Raw genomic sequence first — 16,737 nt, forward strand, 5'->3', positions numbered from 1 at the left:
CTTGGGCGGGACGCCTGCCGGGGCCCGCGGGCTTGGCGGGAGGACCACCCTGGGCTTAGGTTAGGCATACCTAAGTTCCTTCGAGTGTGGAGTTCTGGATGCGCCGCCTGTTCACCGCCCCCCGAACGCAACCGACGAGCGCGGAACGAATCCGGTCGATCCTGACGGCGGCCGACTCGATGACCGTCGTCACCGACGCCGGGCGCACCGAGGTCTCCCGGCTGCACGGGCCCGGTGAGACCGAGCAGATCCATCTGCACCCCGCGCTGCCGGCCGAGGGGGGCGGCCTCGGCGCCGGCCCGCCGGGGGCCGATCCCGTACCCGCCACGCTGGAGTTCACCGATATCGCGCCGACGCCGGTCCGTGACCGGGTCCGCGCCCGGGTCCTGCTCGTCGGCCGGCTACTGGACTCCTCGCGGCACCAGGCGCCGGACGGCAGCCGCTGCATGGAGTTCGCCCACGCCGTCCTGGACACGGCGGACGGGCGGGCGACGGTGGACCTGCACACACTGATGCGGGCGGACACCGATCCACTGGCCGTCTGCGAGGCGGGAATGCTGACCCATCTGATCGACGACCACAGCGATGTCGTCGGCCTGCTGCTGCGCCTGGTGAAACCACGGGTGACGCAGGGGGTGCGGCGGGCGCTCCCGGTCGCCATCGACCGCTACGGCATCACCCTCCGGCTGGAGCACGCGCACGGCCACGAGGACGCGCGGCTGCCGTTCGCCTCCCCGGTCAAGGACGCCGACCACGCGGGCGAGCACATCCACGCACTGCTGGAATCGGCCCGACACCGGTCGCGGAGCCGGCTGTTCAGCGACTCTTAACGGCCGCGGCCACCCCCCGCCGGGGGTGGCCGCGGCGGGGGGGGGGTGGCCGCCATCAACCGCGCGCGTCCGGCGCGGGACGTGATGCCGGCTCAGCGGCTCAGGCTCGGGATCGGGATGGGGATCGGCCGCTCCGGCCACCCCGCGCCGACGCGGCCGTACACGCCAGGCCCAGCAGGAAGGTGAGGCCGCCGAGGACGATGTTGGTCCAGATGACCCCCTTGTCCGGGCCACTGCCCACGATCCAGGGTGCGATGATCAGCCACACTCCCATCGCGCACATGGCCCAGCTCAGCCCGTACATCCGCGCCGGCGCGGCGGTGAATCCGAGCGCGAGCACGACGATCGCCACACCCATGATCAGGTTGTGGGTGGCGAGGGCGGGCTGACTGCCGGAGAAGTGGACCACCCATGGGGAGATCGCGCACGCCAGGCCGACCAGGAACACCGGGCCGTCCATGAGCGCGACATCGCGCCCGCCGAGCACGCGGGCGTAACGGTCCCGCATTTCCGTGATGTCGGGGTGATCCGCCAGATCTCCCCGGTGTGAGACGCCGGCCATACGACTCGCCTCCTTCTGCTGCGCTGTCCATCTGGCCGTGGTGCGGGACGCGCGGCCCCGCCTCTCCATTTTGCTCTTATCTGTTCTTTATGGACAGTCGAACGGAGCAATGGATTCCGCTTGGTTCGCGGGGGATCCACGGCGATCCACGGCGATCACCGTCGCGGACGTCCGACCGTCGACCCGCCGCGCCTCGCGGACCCTCGGGGACCCTCGGGGCGCCGGTCACAGCGGGAGGACCGTGCGGGCCCAACGCCGCCGCCCGACCTCCGGAAGACCGCTCGGCCGTCCGGATGATCTCGGCCGGACCGCGCTCACACGGATGGCAGCACCCGCGCCACGACTGACCGCGTACGGCGAAGACGCAGGTCAGGTGCTACGGGACGGAGAAGACGCGCCAAGGGGTCGGAGCATGGCGCGGTTGCGGCGAGAGGTGGGACTTTCGACGGTGAGCGAGCGACCGACCCCTCGTCCGGAAGGAATTCCCCATGCGTCTCGCCCCGCTGTCCCGCACCCTCGTCCCGCCCGCCCTGTGCGCCGCGTTCGTCCTGGCGGCCATCGGCCCCGCGTCCGCGCTCACTTCGGTGCCCGACCCCTCCCCCGCCACCGCGACCTCCACGGGGGTGTCGATTCCCGGTGCCGCAGAGCTGAACCAACGGATCGATGCCCTGCGGGAGACCGGGAGGGTGCCGAGCGCCGTCACCGACCTAATCGACGGCCTGCTGGCGGCGGAGGGCGGGCGACTGTCGGACGCGGCGGCACTCGCACAGGACGCGTCGCTCGCCCTGACGTCCGCGACGGAGACGGCGACCGCCACGGCGGATCGAGCCGCCCGCGCCGACGAGCTGACCGACTCGATCGATGCGTTCGGGACGGCGTTCGCCGACCTGATCGACATCGCCGGTACGGGAACGGCCGACGCGGCCACGGTGACGGCCGCGGTACGGGACACGCTCGCGAGGTGGGAGGAGCTCTCGGCGATCGATGTGTCGGCGGTTCCGGCGACGCCCACCACTTCTGCCACTTCCACCACTCCGGCGGCACCCGCCCTCACCACGACTCCCGCGTTCCCGGCACTCCTCGCGACACCCACGGCGCCGGACTCACTCAGCACTCCGGCGGTGCCGGACCTGTCCTGGCTGGCGGATCTGCCCGGCCTGGAGACGGCCGTCACCGCACCGGCGCTCCGCTGACCCACCCGGGTGGCGGGTCCCTAACGGAGCCCGCCACCCGGGCCGCCCGCGCTACGACCGGCGCCCGGAGGCGGCCGACGGGACCGCGGCGACGACCGAGCCCGTGACCAGCCGGCTGGGCGTGGCCTTCCTACGGCGCTCCAGGGCATGGGCAACGACGGCCAGCACGAGGGCCGATGCGGCGAGCGCGGCGCCGAGGGCGTTGGGGGCGGTGTAGCCGAGTCCGGCCGTGATCACCGCTCCGCCGAGCCAGGCGGCGAGGGCGTTGCCCAGGTTGAAGGCCCCGATGTTGACGGCGGACGCGAGGGTGGGGGCGCCGGACGCCTGGTCGAGAACGCGCTTCTGGAGCGGGGGCACGGTCGCGAAGCCGCATGCGCCGATGAGGACGATCGAGATCGCCGCGGTGACCTTGTGGTGGGCGGCGAGGGTGAAGAGGGCGAGGACGACGGAGAGCGCGCCGAGTGACACATAGAGCAGGGGCATCAGGGCGCGGTCCGCGAATCGGCCGCCGATCAGATTCCCGGCGACCATGCCGAGGCCGAACAGGACCAGCAGCCAGGTGACGGACGAGTCGGCGAATCCCGCGACCTCGGTCATCATCGGAGTGATGTAGGTGATCGCGGCGAAGACTCCGCCGAAGCCGAGCACCGTCATCGCCATGGCCAGCAGGACCTGGGCGTTCCGAAAGGCGGCGACCTCGTGTCGCAGCCGACCGCCCCCCTCGGGCACGGGCCGTTCGGGCACCAATCGGGCCACCCCGAGCAGTCCGACCACACCAAGGGCGGCGACGACCACAAAGGTGACGCGCCAGCCCGCGTTCTGGCCGATGAAGGTGCCCAGGGGGACCCCGACGACATTCGCGACAGTCAGTCCGGTGAACATCGTCGCGATGGCCCCGGCCCTCTTCCCGGGGGCGACCAGATCGGCGGCGACGACCGACCCGATGCCGAAGAACGCCCCGTGCGCGAACGAGGAGACGACCCGGCCGGCCAGCATCGCCTCGTACCCCGGAGCCAGCGCGGAGAGCAGATTGCCGACGATGAACAGGCCCATCAGCAGCATCAGCATCCGCTTGCGGGAGATCCTCGTGCCGAGAGCGGTCATCAGCGGGGCACCGAGCACCACACCGAGCGCGTAGCCGGTGACGAGGAAGCCCGCGGTCGGGATCGAGACCCCGAAGTCCGTCGCGATCTCGGGGAGCAGCCCCATGATCACGAACTCGGTCATGCCGATCCCGAAGGCTCCGACGGTCAGGGCGAGCAGGGCGAGGGGCACAGGAGACCTCCGGGGTGATCGCTTCGGCGGACCGCGGGGTGACCGCCTTCAGCACTTCGCAGGCGCTCACAATAATTGCAGGCACATTTAATTGCAAGCGCTCTATATCGTCGCACGCATGGTACGGGGGTGACGCGGACCGCGTCCGACGGCGGTACGGACTCCACGCGGACGGCGGGCGGGCGCTCCGCCGCACGCGGCGTGTGTGTGCCGGGGGATGTGTTTCCGGCGCTACGGCAGCGGACGCCCTCCGGGCCGCGCGGGCCGACAGCGCGACCCGGGGCCGGCCCGGACTCCCCCGCCCCGCCGACACGGTCCGCCCCCGCGCGCCGAGGCGCGGCGGGGGCCGGCGATCATGTGCGAGGCCGGTACCCGACGGACACCCCGCGCGGGCGGGGTTCGCCGAAGACGCCGGGGCCCACCGTGGCGAGGGGTTGAATCCCGCCCACGGGGCATGGGCCCGAACACAGTACGGAATCCAACGGATCGGAGTCGTCCACCATGGCACGAACCCTGGCGGTCTCGGACAGCATCGTCATCCAGGCCGCCCCTGCCACGATCTACGAACGGGTGAGCGATCCGCGCCTGATGGGCCGGTGGAGCCCGGAGAACCTGGGCGCGACGGTGCGCGGCGAGAGCACGGGCGCGTATGTGGGCATGGTGTTCGACGGCCACAACCGGCGCGGTCCGCTGCGCTGGACCACGCGGTGCACGGTCCTGGCGGCGGACCCGGGCGAGCGCTTCGCCTTCCGGGTGCACGCCATCGGCGGGCGCCGGCCGATCCTGCGGGGCCGGATCGCCACCTGGGAGTACCGCTTCGACGCGGTCGACGGCGGGACGCGGGTGACCGAGACCTGGCGGGACGACCGCAGGTCGTGGCCCGACGCCTTGGCCAACGCCTTCGACCGGCTGGCGACCCGCGGCCACACCTTCGCCGATTTCCAGCGTGCGAACATCCGCAGAACACTGAGCAATCTGAAGAAGGCGATGGAGTCACCACCGACCGGTTCCTGAAGGTCCCGGTATACGGGAGACTGTCCCTCGTGTTGGGCAACCTTCCCGAAGAATCCACCAGTTTCGTCGGACGGGACCGGGAGCTGCTCGAGCTCCGTCGGGCAATGATGCGTCATCGGCTGATCACCCTGGTGGGCAGCGGTGGTGTCGGTAAGTCACGGCTCGCCCTGCGGGCCGCGCGGCGGGCGGCCGGCTCGTTCCCCGACGGGGTGGCGTGGGCGGATCTGGCGGCGTTGTCCGGGGATCGGCTGCTGCTGCCCACGGTCTCGGACGCCTGCGACCTCTCCGACCACACGCCGCGGATGCCGGTCGACGCCTTGTGCGAGTGGCTCGCGGACAAGCGGCTGTTGCTGGTGCTGGACTCCTGCGAACATCTGGTCGACGCCTGCCGGACGATGGTCGGCGATCTCCTGACGGTGGTTCCGGGGCTGACCGTGCTGGCCACGAGCCGGCAGCCGCTGGGGATGGTGGACGAGCGGCTGATCGAGGTGGAGCCGTTCCCGGCCCAGGGGGCGGACGCCCAGGAGCTGTTCCGGCAGCGGATGGCGGAGGCGGCACGCGGCACGCGGGCCCGGGGGCCCGCGGGATCCTCAGGGCCCGCCGGCTTCCCGGGTGCGGGGCGCTTCGAGACGGACGGCAGCTCGGCGGAGCACGCGCGGGCGGAGGACGGGCCGGCGGGATCGGCCGAGGACCCGAGCGCGGCGAACACCCGCCGGACCGCTGCCGCCGTGACCCGGATCTGCCGTCGACTCGAAGGCATTCCGCTGGCGCTGGAGCTGGCGGCGGCGCACGCCGCCCGCTCGGGGGTCGAGCGGGTCGCCCGCCGGCTCACCTCCCGCTTCGACGTGCTGAAGACTCCCGCCGGTCTCCCCGTGCACCCGGAGCGCCACCGGGCGATGCTCACCACCATCGGGTGGAGCCATGAGCTCTGCGCCCCGTCCGAACGGCTGCTCTGGGCCCGACTGACCGTCTTCCGGGGCGATTTCGACGAAGCGTCCGCGCGGGCGGTCTGCACCGGCGAACCCCTGACGGCCGATCAGGTCGGACCACTGCTGGACCGACTGGTGACCGGGTCCGTGGTCCGGATCGTCAGAACGCCGGGCTCCGACGGCGTGCGCTACCGGATGCTCGACGGAATCCGGGAGTACGGCGGTCTGTGGCTGCGTGCCCTGGGCGAGCAGAGCGCCGTGGCGGAGCGGCACGCCCAGCACTTCCTGCTGTTCGCGCACCGCGCGGACGCCGGCTGGCTCGGCCCCGAGCAGGCCCACTGGTACCGCACGGTCGGCGCCGCGCACACCGATCTGTGCACGGCGCTCGACCACTTCCTGGCCACGTCACCGGTGCGGGCGCTGCGGCTGGCGGGACTGCTCGGATTCTTCTGGAGCTGCTGCGGCCACCTCCACGAAGCACGGGACTACCTGGAGCAGACCCTGGCCGCGCACCCCGGTGGCGGCCCGGACCGGACGCGCGCGCTGTGGGCGCTCGGGGTCGCCGTCACCCTCCAGGGGGAGTACGGGACGGCTCAGCGGGTCAGCGACGAATGCACGCGCTCGGCCCGCCTGGACGGGGATGTGGAGGGGGCTCTCGCGGCGGGGTACCTCGGCGGCCTCATCGCCCTGCTGACCGGCCGGCCACTGGCGGCCGATCGGCTGGCCGCGCAGGCGCTGGACCGGTCTCCGGGCGATCCGTTCGTCTCCCCGGCCGGGCTCCGCTGCCATCTGGTACAGGTATTCGCGCTGACCGGGCTCGGCCGGCTGCCCGAGGCCCGTGAGCGGGCGCTGGCACTGCGGCGGGGCTGTGTGGAGCGGGGCGAGTCCTGGACCCGCGCCTATCTCGACTACCAACTCTGTCTGATCGCGCTCTTCGGAGGAGAGCCGCTGGAGGCGGCCGAGCACGCGCGCGCGATGCTCGCGTGCAAGAAGGGGATCGGCGACAGTTTCGGAGTCGCGCTGGGGCTCGACGTCCTGGCCGCGGCGGTCGCGGCGGCGGGCGACGGCGAGCACGCGGGGCTGGTGTACGGCACGGGCCAGGCGTTCTGGAGCACGGTCGGTCACCCGCAGCGGGGCACTCCGGAACTGGGCGCGGTGCGCGAACAGTGCGAACGGGCGGCCCGTGCCGATGTCGGCGACCAGGTCTACGAGGCGGCGTTCACGCGCGGCGTGAACGCGGATCTGGAGGCGGGGCTGAAGGCGGCGCTGATACCGCCCCCCGGGTAGACCCCAGCTCGATCGCCCCGGAGGCCGAGACGGGCCCGCGGGCCCTCTATCAGGGCTCCGGCTGCGGGCCGGACCGGTCCCGCTCGGGAGTCGACCCGCTCGGGAGTCGACCCGCTCGGGGATCAGCCGGAGGAGTCCGGCGCACCGAGCCACTGGCGTTCCGCCGCGGCCTTCTCCAGGGCCAGCAGGACCGGGCTGATCAGCGGATGGTGCTCCGCGCCCCGCCGTACCGCAGCGAAGACCCGCCGCGTCGCGGCCGGACCGGACACCGGCCGTACGACCGTGTCGCCGCGTTCCATTCCGCGCAGCGCCGAACGCGGCACGAGCGCCACCCCGGCTCCCGCCCCGGCGAGCGCGACCACGGCGCGGAAATCGTCGGACGAATGGACCAGTCGCGGCTGGAAACCGGCCAGCTCGCAGGCGAGCAGCACCATGTCATGACAGGGATTGCCCGGATAGGGACCGATCCAGTCGTGGTCGGCCAGCTCGGCGAGCGCGACCCGCTCCGCCGCCCCGAGGGGGTGGTCCGCGCGCAGGACGGCGTCGAAGGGTTCCGCGTAGAGCGGTACCCGGGCCAGCCGTCGGTCGTCGGCGCCGGGCGCTCCCCGGTACTCGACCGCGACCGCGAGGTCCGCCTCGCCATCGAGCACCAGGGGCAGGCTCTCGTCCCCCTCGGCGTCCCGGACCCGGACTCCGATACCGGGGTGGTCGGCGGCCAGCAGGCCGATCGCCGGGGCCACCACCTCAGCGATGCCGGTAGCGAAGGCGGCGACCGTGACCTCACCTGCCGCACCACCCGCGTACGCGGCCAGCTCGGCCTCGGCGCGTTCCAACTGGGCGAGCACGGCATGGGTGTGGTGGAGCAGGATCTCGCCGGCCGCCGTCAGCCGGACCCCCTTGCCGTTACGGATCAGCAGGGCGTGGCCGGTCTCCTGCTCCAGCGCGTTGAGCTGCTGGGAGACGGCCGACGGGGTGAGGTAGAGCGTGGCTGCCGCGGCGGTCACCGTACGGTGATCCGCCACAGCCCGCAGGATGCGCAGCCGTCGAGGGTCGATCACCCCACCATCCTGCCAGCCGGGCCCGACCCCCTCCGACCTCGGTGTCAGTCCTTCAACGCACGGCGCGCGTCGACGAACGCAGCGACCGCCCGCTCCACGTCCTCCGTGGAGTGCGCGGCGGAGAGCTGGACCCGGATCCGGGCCTGCCCCATCGGGACGACAGGGTACGAGAATCCGATGACGTACACCCCCCGCTCCAGGAGAAGTTCGGCCATCCGCGCCGCCTCGGCGGCATCGCCGATCATGACGGGGGCGATGGGGTGGTCGCCGGGCAGGACCTCAAAGCCCGCGTCGACCATCGCCGTACGGAACAGGGCAGTGTTCTCGCTGAGCCGCTCCCGCAGCTTTCCGGCCGACTCCAGCAGGTCGAGGACCTTCAGGGAGGCGGCGGCGATCACGGGGGCGAGCGAGTTGGAGAAGAGGTACGGGCGGGAGCGCTGCCGCAGCAGGGCGACGATCTCCGCGCGGGCGGCGACATACCCTCCGGACGCTCCGCCGAGCGCCTTGCCGAGGGTGCCGGTGACGATGTCGACCCGGTCCATGACCCCGGCCAGCTCGGGCGTGCCGCGCCCCTGCGGGCCGACGAAGCCGACGGCGTGCGAGTCGTCGACCATGACCATGGCGTCATAGCGGTCGGCGAGGTCGCAGATGGCGGCGAGCGGTGCCAGATAGCCGTCCATGGAGAACACCCCGTCGGTGACGACGAGGCGGCGCCGGGCGCCCTGGGTCTCCTGGAGCCGCTGCTCCAGTTCGGCGAGATCGCGGTTGGCGTAACGGTGGCGGGCGGCCTTGGAGAGACGGATGCCGTCGATGATGGAGGCGTGGTTGAGGGCGTCGGAGATGACGGCGTCCTCGGGGCCGAGGAGGGTCTCGAAGACTCCTCCGTTGGCGTCGAAGCAGGAGGAGTAGAGGATCGTGTCCTCCTGGCCGAGGAAGGCAGAGAGCCGCGCCTCCAGCTCCTTGTGCACATCCTGGGTGCCGCAGATGAAGCGGACGGAGGCCATGCCATATCCCCAGCGGTCCAGGGCCTCCTTGGCGGCGTCCACGACCTCGGGGTGGTCGGCGAGACCGAGGTAGTTATTGGCACAGAAATTGAGCACCTCGCCGGAGGCGACGGAGACGGTGGCCCCCTGCGGGGTGCCGATGACCCGCTCGGGCTTGTGCAGACCGGCGGCGCGGATCTCGTCGAGGGCAGTGCGGAGGTCGTCGCGGACGGACGCGTACATGGTGGGTGCTCCCTTGGGGGTGGTCCGGTGGGCGGGCGCCGCCGGGGGGCTCATCGCGCTCCGGGGTGGGCGCGGGCCGGGGTCAGCGGGTCCAGTCGAGAATGATCTTGCCGCTGCGGGCGGTGGCGGCCTCGTCGAAGGCGGCTTCGAAGTCCCGGTGGCCGTAGCTGCCGGTGATGACCGGGCTGAGGTCGAGTCCGGCCTCCAGCAGGACCGTCATCGCGTACCAGGTCTCGTACATCTCGCGTCCGTAGATGCCCTTGACTGTGATCATCGAGGTGACGATCTTCGACCAGTCGACGGCGAATTCCTTGGCCGGCAGTCCGAGCATGGCGATACGGCCGCCATGGGTCATGTTGTCGACCATGTCGCGCATGGCCTCGGGTCGGCCGGACATCTCCAGGCCGATATCGAAGCCCTCCTTGAGGCCGAGCCGGTGCTGCGCCTCGGCGATGCCGTGCTCGGAGACATTGAGCGCGAGGGTGGCTCCGGCCTTGCGGGCGAGCTCCAGACGGGGCTCGCTGACGTCGGTGATCACCACATTGCGCGCGCCGGCGTGCCGGGCGACGGCGGCGGCCATGATGCCGATCGGGCCCGCGCCGGTGATCAGCACGTCCTCGCCGACGAGCGGGAAGGAGAGCGCGGTGTGCACGGCGTTCCCGAAGGGGTCGAAGATCGCGGCGATGTCCAGGTCCACCCGGGTGCGGTGCACCCACACATTGGACGCGGGCAGGGCGACGTACTCGGCGAACGCGCCGTCCCGTCCGACGCCGAGGCCGACGGTGCTGCGGCACAGATGGCGTCGGCCGGCCAGACAGTTGCGGCACCGGCCGCAGACGAGATGCCCCTCGCCGCTCACCACATCGCCCACGGCGATGTCCCGGACATCCGCACCGACGGCGACGACCTCACCGGCGAACTCGTGACCGAGGACCCTCGGTGCCGTGACGGCCTGCTGGGCCCAGGCGTCCCACGAGCGGATGTGCAGATCCGTGCCGCAGATCCCCGTACGGAGCACCTTGATCAGCACATCGCCCGGTCCGGTCTCCGGCTCCGGCACGTCCATGAGCCACAGACCGGGCTCGGCGTGCTGCTTGACAAGTGCCTTCATCGGGGCGGCTCCAGGCGTGACATCGGATTCTTCATGACAAACACGATCTACTGCATAGATGTCTTGGATCGCGACAAACTATGTCAGTGATGATCATCGGGCCCACACCAATCTGCCCAGCGTGGCCCCGAGAGTCCATCGAGGATTTCTTAAGCAGGCCCACAGCGAAGCTTCATACGACGGGACGGACGACGAGGTGGACACAGACCGCGCGGGTGGGCGACCCGCACCCGAGGTGGCACCCGAGGGCCTCGGCCATGAGTCCTCGACGCGGGGCCGCACTTATCCGGTCACACCGCGTGGCCGACCGGGCACAGGGCCGGGCCGTATAGGGCACGCCCGCCGGCGAGTGAGCACGGCCTCCGCACCCCTGCGACACGGTGCGTGCGTCGCCCCCCGGAGGGCCCCTCCCCTTCCCCCGGCCCCTCCAGCCCCTCCCGTGGAACCGCACCAGAAGCCGCCCCAGCCGTCACATCGGTCGCGTTTACGGTCCGGCGGTGCGAGCCTGGGAGGATGAGCTGGGCATCGTGGACGACCACCGGGGTGTACTCCGGGCGTGGAGGGGTGCTCACCGACGAGGTCGGCGTCCTGACCGGAGACCTCTCCGTGCACACCACCTGGGCCGACGGCGAAGCGCGCGTCGCCGTGCAGTACAGCGGTGCCTCCGACTGGTTCACGATGTCGGGCAGCCCCACGCACTGCGCCACGGAGGACGACAGCCGGGCTCTGCACCAAGCCGTGGTGCAGGCGGTGGCGGCGGGCGGCGGCGCCACCGTCCCCGCGGCACCCAGCGGCACCCCGTGACTCCCGGACCGACACCGGGCGACACAGACGGGCCCGGGATCGGCCCACCACCCGCCGGTCGCTCCCGACCCCGGGGGGTCGTGGAGCGGAGTTTCGGGTGCATCATGATGCACCGCCGCCTCGTCCGCGACCACGAGACCAAACCCGCGCACTCCGAGAGCGTGATCCGCCTCTCGATGATCTCGAACTTCGCGAAACGAGCAACCAGTGAAACGCCCATAGCCTGGCACCCTCCCGTGAACTATCCGGTTTTTGACCAGAACGCCCTCTGACCACGGATCGATCCGCTGACCGACCGCCTCCGGTGGGACGGCCAGCGGGACGATGAGCGGGGCAGTCGGGTCGTGAGTCGCTTCGGGAACCGACGCCGGTCACAGGGCGGGGCGCTGGGCAGGGCGCCGGATCGGGATGGGAGTGGGGGTGGGGCGACAGAACCGGTCCGTGGAGCGGAGCGCGCCGCACCAGGAGGGTGGCTGCGGAGCCGGCGCCGAAACCAGCAGGCTTCGCCGGACCGGACGCGGACCCTGCCTGCCGGGCACGGCTCACCGCTCGCGCCAGGTGCGCCCGGTGCCATCGAATCTCGTCCGGGCGGTCCGCCCGGACCAACCGCTCCACCACCGCGAGGGCGGCGGCGGAGTTCGGGCGGAAGTCAGCGAACTCCGGTCGCGCGAGCAGCAACCGGGAGCGCTCGGCGGGATCGGCCACCACCTCGGCGACGGTGCTGGGATCGAGCACGGCGGCGACGGTCGCCGCCCGCAGCCACGGATCCTCCGCCGTCCGCAGCAGCATCCCCAGCCGCCTCCCGCGCCAGGCGCTGGCGCGGCGGTCCACCCCGTCATCCAGCATCGCCCGCAACGCGGGTGGGGTCGGGCCAGTCAGCAGTCCGGGATGGTCCGCCGCGCATCGCGTCACGTCGTCGGCGAGATAGAGCCAGACGACCGCGCGATAGCGGTTGAGGTAGAAACGGACCGGAGTGAAGTGGCCTGTGCGGGCGAGCCGCCCGAAGCGCCAGGGGCTGATGGAGATGAGCTCCGCGCCCGTGCGCGTGTCCACCGCGCGCACCCGCTCCCGCAGCGTGCGGGGGAAACCCTCGGAGCCGCGGAGCCGGTCGACCTCCGCCTGGGCGATCCGTGGTGGGCCGCCACCCGGTGCCGATGTGGTGCCGATGTACCCCAGGCCGACCGCGAGCCCGAATTCCGTGCTCCTCAGCCCCAGTTCATGGGCGGCCCGGCTTGAGGGCAGGGTGGGTAAGGCCGCTTGCGGTACCACCGCGCGCGCTGCCGCCTCCGCCGTCGGTCCCGTGGTGCCCGTCGTCCACGCCGTCCCGTCCGCCGTCGGTCCCGTGGTGCCCGTCGTCCACGCCGTCCCGTCCGCCGTCGGTCCCGTGGTGCCCGCTGTCCGTGCCGTCCTGTCCGCCGTCCAAGCTGTCGCGCGCGCTGCCATGTCGGTCTCCCCGTGAGGTTGCTTACTCTCGGTGATGACCCTAGCCCGGCACCGCGCGCTCTCGCCCGGCCTGTGGATAACTCCGCGGATCAGTTCGGCCACAGACCCGGTGAAGGCCGGGCCGCGGGTGATTGCCGGCGAAGTATGCGCAGCTCAGCGTCGGTTGATCCCTGGCTGCCTGGCTTCGACACCGAGATGCTCGCCGACTCGGTTGACCATGAGCGTCATCTCGTACGCGATCTGGCCGACGTCCGCCTCGGCCTCGCTCAGGACACAGAGACAGCTCCCTTCCCCCGCGGCCGTGACGAAGAGCAGCGCCTCGTCGAACTCGACCATGGTCTGTCGGGCCCGGCCCGCGCGGAAGTGTCGTCCCGAGCCACGGGCCAAGGAGTGCAGACCGGAGGAGACGGCCGCGAGATGCTCGGCGTCCTCCCGCTCCAGCCCCGTACTCGCCCCGGTCACCAGGCCGTCATTGGACAGCACCAGTGCGTGCCTGACGTGCTGTATCCGCTTGGTGAGATCGTCGAGCAGCCAGTCAAGTCCTTTGTCCAGCGGCATGGTTGTTCCTTCCCAGCGCATGCGTTCCCCGTGGCGCCCGTAAGCTTTTCGTACCCGGAGCGGTAGGGCAAGGTGCAACCGACCTATCGAATCGAGCAATAGTTCGCCGTACATTCGAGCGGCATATTCAAGGCGCCGCGCGAACAGGCCCATCGGCACATGATCACGTACGTCACTCCACCCGGACAGAGTTCCGGGAACCGGATCGTGCGTGCGAAGAACCTTATGGCAGCCATAAGAATCCAACTCACGGCGGAAACCTCTGCCGGGGGTATTCCCGCCCGAATCCGCCAGGTATCACGCTCGCCGCTCCGAATGGCCCGCGACCGGTAATTCCACGGCGTCGAACGGTTCATCTGGTATCCGTCGATCCGCCTGCCCACGGCCGGCAACGGCAGACTCCCCGTAGGCCACCGCCATGGAATTTCTCCATAAGTCGGCTGGTCAGCGGCCCGGCTGCAGGGGCCGGACGAGGAACCCAGACCGACACAATCGGGTGGCGGGCGACGGCCGCGGGTCGCGAAGATGGGAGCCATGACCGTCCTCCTCACGACCGAACGACTGTCCCTGCGCGCCTTCGACGCGGCCGACCTCGACCATCTCCTCGACCTCGACAGCGACCCTCAGGTCATGCGCTTTCTCAACGGCGGCCGCCCGACGACACGGTCCGCGGTGCGGGCTGATGTGCTGCCCCGACTGAGCCGGCGCATTCCGTGTCTCGACAAGCCCGGCTACTGGGCGGCCGAGGACCGGGCGAGCGGGACGTTCCTGGGTTGGTTCGAGTTCCGTCCGGTCCGCGACGACAGCACCGCCGTGGTCGAACTCGGGTACCGGCTCAACAGAGCCGCATGGGGCCGAGGCTGTGCCACCGAGGGAGCGCGCGCCCTGATCCGTACCGGCTTCACGGAGCTGGGCGTGGAGCTGGTGACCGCGAACACGATGACGGTCAACGTGCGTTCGCGGCGGGTCATGGAGAAGGCCGGTCTGCGGTACGTCCGCACGTACTTCGAGGAGTGGCCCGACCGCATCGACGGATCCGAGCTGGGAGAGGTCGAATACACCCTGACCAGGAGTGACTGGCAGCGTCATGGCGAGGCGGCGGGCTGAGAGCAGGCACCCGGATACGGGATGGAGTCAACGCGCCCTGGGCATGGACACCCTGACGACCTGAGAGATCGGCGGCGACCGCCGCCCCTGGCGGAGGGTGGACCGGATGTTCGACAGGCTGAGTGGAATCCGCGCGCGAATCGGACGCCGCCCGGAGAAGATACCGGCCCCGGCGCCGACCCGCTCGCGACAGCACAATCTGTTCGAGGCGGCCGCGACCTATGTAGCCGGACGTGCGGAGGATGATCAGGACCGGATGGAGGAGGCCGGGGGCTGGGTCTCGCCCGAGGCACTCTCCTTCGGGGTCGACGAACTGGCCTGTCGCGCCGTCATCGCCCTCGCCCGCGAGCGGGGTGAGTCACCCGGGACGGTGGCACGGAGCCTGCTGGGCCTACCCGCCGCGTGACGGACGGGCGGCGCGGATCGCCGGATAGGGGCCACGGGGCGCCCTCGCCCCGCCGCCCGGGGAGCACCCCAGCTACGACAGCACGAAGCCTCCCCTCAACGGAACCAGGAACCCCAGCTCGCGCCCGCCGCTCACACGGCGGGCGCGGCGGCCAGGGCTCCCGGTCTCAGCGGCCCAGCTCCTTGCGGGAAACCCTCCGCAGCCTGCGGCGCTGACTGGGGTCGAGCATCAGATACGCCACCGTGGGCACCCCGATCACCACCAGCAGCGACAACCAGAATCCGATCAGCGGCATCAGGAGCAGGCCGACGGCCACTCCCCCGATGACGAGCTTCGTACGTGTCGACATCTCGACGCCTCCTTGCACGGCCTTGGCCGTCTCTTCCTGGGGAACGCGCAGCCACCCCTCACAGTTCCACTATGCGTCCGCCCGCAGCGGTTCGCCGACCTCACGCATATGGGCCAGCGCCTGCCGGTAGGACTCCACCAGCCCGGTTTCGGCGTACGAGAGGGAGAGCGCGTGACAGTGCGCGCGCACCAGCGGCTGCGCGAGCCTGAGGTTCGGGCGCGGCATGTTCGGGAAGAGGTGGTGTTCGATCTGGTAGTTCAGGCCACCCAGGAACCAGTCCGTCACCGGTCCGCCCCGGACGTTGCGCGAGGTGAGCACCTGGCGGCGCAGATGCCCCCAGCGCTCGCCGCTCTCCTCGTCGGGCGGCATCTCCATGCCCTTGTGGTTGGGCGCGAAGGCCATACCCAGGTGAAGCCCGAGGAGCATCTGGTGGATGAGGGCGAAGAGCAGGGCCTGACCGAGCGGCATCGTGGTGAGCAGCAGGGTCACATACCCGATGACGTGGGCGGCGAGCGACAGACCCTCGACCGCCCGCGCCCGCGGGGACGGACTGGGCCCGTCCCCCGGAGGCCCCACCGGCCGGGTTGCCGTCGGGGTCGCCTCGGGAGAGTCGGAGGAGTTGGAAGAGGACGACGAACCTGAGGGCTTCACGTCCGGAGACTGCGAGCCCGGGGAGTTCCGGCCCGGCGCGGGGGGTCGCGAGCCCGGGGATTTCGCGAACACGGCACGGAATCCGTAGACCTTGAGCGCGATGCCCTCAAGGGTGGTCAGCGGAAAGAACAGCCACGCCTGATGGCGGGTGAGCCAGCCGCGGAACCCCGTACGGCCCACGGCCTGCTTCTGGGTGAAGACCAGGATGTCCGCCCGTACATCGGGATCCTTCTCGATGTGGTTCGGATGGGCGTGGTGGCGATTGTGCTTGTCGTTCCACCACTGCTGGCTCATGCCGAGCAGCAGATTGCCGAGGAAGAGCTGAAGGAGCCGGCTCTTGCGCCGGTCGCCGGTGATCTGCGCGTGTCCGGCGTCATGGGCGAAGAAAGCGGTACGGGTGGAGAGCAGTGCCAGCGCCGGCGCGAGGAGGAGTACCCACCAGGAGCCGCCGACGAGCGCCACAGCGGTGATGACCGCGGCGAGTCCGCCCAGATTGACGGCCATGGTCCGGGCGTACCAGGCTGTGCGACGCTCCAGTAGTCCCTGCTCCTTGACGATCCGCAGGAGGGGTGCGAAATTGCTGCCGGGGTTCCGTTTCGCACCTGCGGATGCGGCCCCTGAGCCCCGTTTCCGGCCGGTGGCGGATGTGGCCGGGGAGTCCCCGACATCTGCGATGGCCTGGGGCATGACGGTGTCTCCGGTCTGTGGGCCGTACGTGGACGTACGCGACTGTGCTGACCCGAGAAAACCTAGGTAAGGGCGCCCGTGCGCGGCCATGGCGCCATCCCCCGGATCCGGTGGGGGGCAACCCGCACCCCGGGGTGGTGTTGAGTACACCACCCCTCGGCCACCCGAGTACACGTGAGCCGGAACACATCCCCGAACGCCCCGCGCGGGTTCCGGGTCAGGTACCCTCGGCGATTCCGCCTCCTTC

At 71.2% G+C, this 16,737-nt stretch carries 16 protein-coding genes and 2 pseudogenes; 9 read left to right on the top strand and 9 right to left on the bottom strand.

From position 1 onward, the window contains the following. Positions 1–98 precede the first annotated feature (98 nt). Positions 99–830, top strand: a complete 732-nt coding sequence (locus ACH4S7_RS20075; RefSeq protein ID WP_398522560.1) for a DUF2470 domain-containing protein — start codon at positions 99–101, stop codon at positions 828–830. Between the two features lie 100 nt (positions 831–930). On the opposite strand, the gene ACH4S7_RS20080 is transcribed toward ACH4S7_RS20075, so the two are convergent. Beyond that, entirely contained in the window at positions 931–1,392 is a 462-nt protein-coding gene (locus ACH4S7_RS20080) for an SPW repeat protein (RefSeq protein ID WP_398522561.1), read from the bottom strand. Positions 1,393–1,880: 488 nt separating this feature from the next. Here ACH4S7_RS20080 and ACH4S7_RS20085 point away from each other — a divergent pair, with 488 nt between their 5' ends. Further along, complete coding sequence (locus ACH4S7_RS20085) at positions 1,881–2,585, top strand: hypothetical protein (RefSeq protein ID WP_398522562.1); 705 nt, start codon at positions 1,881–1,883, stop codon at positions 2,583–2,585. Between the two features lie 51 nt (positions 2,586–2,636). Here ACH4S7_RS20085 and ACH4S7_RS20090 read toward each other — a convergent pair whose 3' ends face one another. Next, complete coding sequence (locus ACH4S7_RS20090; protein ID WP_398522563.1) at positions 2,637–3,860, bottom strand: MFS transporter; 1,224 nt, start codon at positions 3,858–3,860, stop codon at positions 2,637–2,639. Between the two features lie 501 nt (positions 3,861–4,361). Between ACH4S7_RS20090 and ACH4S7_RS20095 the strand changes: the two genes are divergently transcribed. Next, positions 4,362–4,874, top strand: a complete 513-nt coding sequence (locus ACH4S7_RS20095) for an SRPBCC family protein (RefSeq protein WP_398522564.1) — start codon at positions 4,362–4,364, stop codon at positions 4,872–4,874. Between the two features lie 29 nt (positions 4,875–4,903). Beyond that, a complete protein-coding gene (locus ACH4S7_RS20100) occupies positions 4,904–7,090 on the top strand; it encodes an ATP-binding protein (RefSeq protein ID WP_398522565.1) in 2,187 nt (728 codons plus the stop codon). A 122-nt stretch (positions 7,091–7,212) separates the two neighbouring features. On the opposite strand, the gene ACH4S7_RS20105 is transcribed toward ACH4S7_RS20100, so the two are convergent. From ACH4S7_RS20105 to tdh, 3 genes are all read right to left on the bottom strand, one after another. Then, on the bottom strand, positions 7,213–8,148 hold the full coding sequence (locus ACH4S7_RS20105) for a LysR family transcriptional regulator (protein ID WP_398522566.1): 936 nt from the start codon (positions 8,146–8,148) through the stop codon (positions 7,213–7,215). Positions 8,149–8,192: 44 nt separating this feature from the next. Further along, a complete protein-coding gene (locus ACH4S7_RS20110) occupies positions 8,193–9,374 on the bottom strand; it encodes a glycine C-acetyltransferase (RefSeq protein WP_398522567.1) in 1,182 nt (393 codons plus the stop codon). 82 nt (positions 9,375–9,456) lie between these two features. After that, positions 9,457–10,485 (bottom strand): L-threonine 3-dehydrogenase, encoded by a 1,029-nt coding sequence (gene tdh, locus ACH4S7_RS20115; RefSeq protein ID WP_398522568.1) that lies wholly within the window; start codon positions 10,483–10,485, stop codon positions 9,457–9,459. A gap of 513 nt (positions 10,486–10,998) precedes the next feature. On the opposite strand from tdh, the gene ACH4S7_RS20120 reads away from it, so the two are divergent. After that, positions 10,999–11,289 carry a hypothetical protein gene (locus ACH4S7_RS20120; RefSeq protein ID WP_398522569.1) on the top strand — a complete coding sequence of 97 codons (291 nt, stop codon included), beginning with the start codon at positions 10,999–11,001 and terminating at the stop codon, positions 11,287–11,289. Between the two features lie 71 nt (positions 11,290–11,360). Then, positions 11,361–11,561: pseudogene (locus ACH4S7_RS20125) on the top strand (hypothetical protein); the annotation flags it as partial. Positions 11,562–11,865: 304 nt separating this feature from the next. Here ACH4S7_RS20125 and ACH4S7_RS20130 read toward each other — a convergent pair. Then, positions 11,866–12,558, bottom strand: a pseudogene (locus ACH4S7_RS20130) (DUF6397 family protein); the annotation flags it as partial. Between ACH4S7_RS20130 and ACH4S7_RS20135 the strand changes: the two are divergent. Next, positions 12,455–12,748, top strand: coding sequence for a hypothetical protein (locus tag ACH4S7_RS20135; protein ID WP_398522813.1), 294 nt, complete (start codon positions 12,455–12,457; stop codon positions 12,746–12,748). The pseudogene ACH4S7_RS20130 and the gene ACH4S7_RS20135 sit on opposite strands and share 104 nt — an antisense overlap. Positions 12,749–12,885: 137 nt before the next feature. Here the strand turns inward: ACH4S7_RS20135 and ACH4S7_RS20140 are convergent, their stop codons facing one another. Further along, positions 12,886–13,290: a roadblock/LC7 domain-containing protein gene (locus ACH4S7_RS20140; RefSeq protein WP_398522570.1), complete on the bottom strand. Its 405-nt coding sequence runs from the start codon at positions 13,288–13,290 to the stop codon at positions 12,886–12,888. A 534-nt stretch (positions 13,291–13,824) separates the two neighbouring features. Between ACH4S7_RS20140 and ACH4S7_RS20145 the strand changes: the two genes are divergently transcribed. After that, complete coding sequence (locus ACH4S7_RS20145) at positions 13,825–14,397, top strand: GNAT family N-acetyltransferase (RefSeq protein WP_398522571.1); 573 nt, start codon at positions 13,825–13,827, stop codon at positions 14,395–14,397. A gap of 106 nt (positions 14,398–14,503) precedes the next feature. Continuing rightward, entirely contained in the window at positions 14,504–14,803 is a 300-nt protein-coding gene (locus ACH4S7_RS20150; RefSeq protein ID WP_398522572.1) for a hypothetical protein, read from the top strand. A 166-nt stretch (positions 14,804–14,969) separates the two neighbouring features. On the opposite strand, the gene ACH4S7_RS20155 is transcribed toward ACH4S7_RS20150, so the two are convergent. Next, positions 14,970–15,152 (bottom strand): hypothetical protein, encoded by a 183-nt coding sequence (locus ACH4S7_RS20155; RefSeq protein WP_398522573.1) that lies wholly within the window; start codon positions 15,150–15,152, stop codon positions 14,970–14,972. 69 nt (positions 15,153–15,221) lie between these two features. Then, on the bottom strand, positions 15,222–16,490 hold the full coding sequence (locus ACH4S7_RS20160; RefSeq protein ID WP_398522574.1) for a fatty acid desaturase family protein: 1,269 nt from the start codon (positions 16,488–16,490) through the stop codon (positions 15,222–15,224). Between the last annotated feature and the right edge of the window lie 247 nt (positions 16,491–16,737).

The sequence above is a fragment of the Streptomyces sp. NPDC020965 genome (genome assembly GCF_044333555.1).
In the GTDB taxonomy this organism is placed as follows: Bacteria; Actinomycetota; Actinomycetes; order Streptomycetales; family Streptomycetaceae; genus Streptomyces.

Excerpts from the sequence above, each read along its gene's own strand:
- ACH4S7_RS20075 (WP_398522560.1), top strand. The coding sequence starts at position 99 with ATGCGCCGCCTGTTCACCGCCCCCCGAACGCAACCGACGAGCGCGGAA.
- ACH4S7_RS20080 (WP_398522561.1), bottom strand. The coding sequence starts at position 1,392 with ATGGCCGGCGTCTCACACCGGGGAGATCTGGCGGATCACCCCGACATC.
- ACH4S7_RS20085 (WP_398522562.1), top strand. The coding sequence starts at position 1,881 with ATGCGTCTCGCCCCGCTGTCCCGCACCCTCGTCCCGCCCGCCCTGTGC.
- ACH4S7_RS20095 (WP_398522564.1), top strand. The coding sequence starts at position 4,362 with ATGGCACGAACCCTGGCGGTCTCGGACAGCATCGTCATCCAGGCCGCC.
- ACH4S7_RS20110 (WP_398522567.1), bottom strand. The coding sequence starts at position 9,374 with ATGTACGCGTCCGTCCGCGACGACCTCCGCACTGCCCTCGACGAGATC.
- tdh (WP_398522568.1), bottom strand. The coding sequence starts at position 10,485 with ATGAAGGCACTTGTCAAGCAGCACGCCGAGCCCGGTCTGTGGCTCATG.
- ACH4S7_RS20120 (WP_398522569.1), top strand. The coding sequence starts at position 10,999 with ATGAGCTGGGCATCGTGGACGACCACCGGGGTGTACTCCGGGCGTGGA.
- ACH4S7_RS20135 (WP_398522813.1), top strand. The coding sequence starts at position 12,455 with ATGTACCCCAGGCCGACCGCGAGCCCGAATTCCGTGCTCCTCAGCCCC.
- ACH4S7_RS20140 (WP_398522570.1), bottom strand. The coding sequence starts at position 13,290 with ATGCCGCTGGACAAAGGACTTGACTGGCTGCTCGACGATCTCACCAAG.
- ACH4S7_RS20145 (WP_398522571.1), top strand. The coding sequence starts at position 13,825 with ATGACCGTCCTCCTCACGACCGAACGACTGTCCCTGCGCGCCTTCGAC.
- ACH4S7_RS20150 (WP_398522572.1), top strand. The coding sequence starts at position 14,504 with ATGTTCGACAGGCTGAGTGGAATCCGCGCGCGAATCGGACGCCGCCCG.
- ACH4S7_RS20155 (WP_398522573.1), bottom strand. The coding sequence starts at position 15,152 with ATGTCGACACGTACGAAGCTCGTCATCGGGGGAGTGGCCGTCGGCCTG.
- ACH4S7_RS20160 (WP_398522574.1), bottom strand. The coding sequence starts at position 16,490 with ATGCCCCAGGCCATCGCAGATGTCGGGGACTCCCCGGCCACATCCGCC.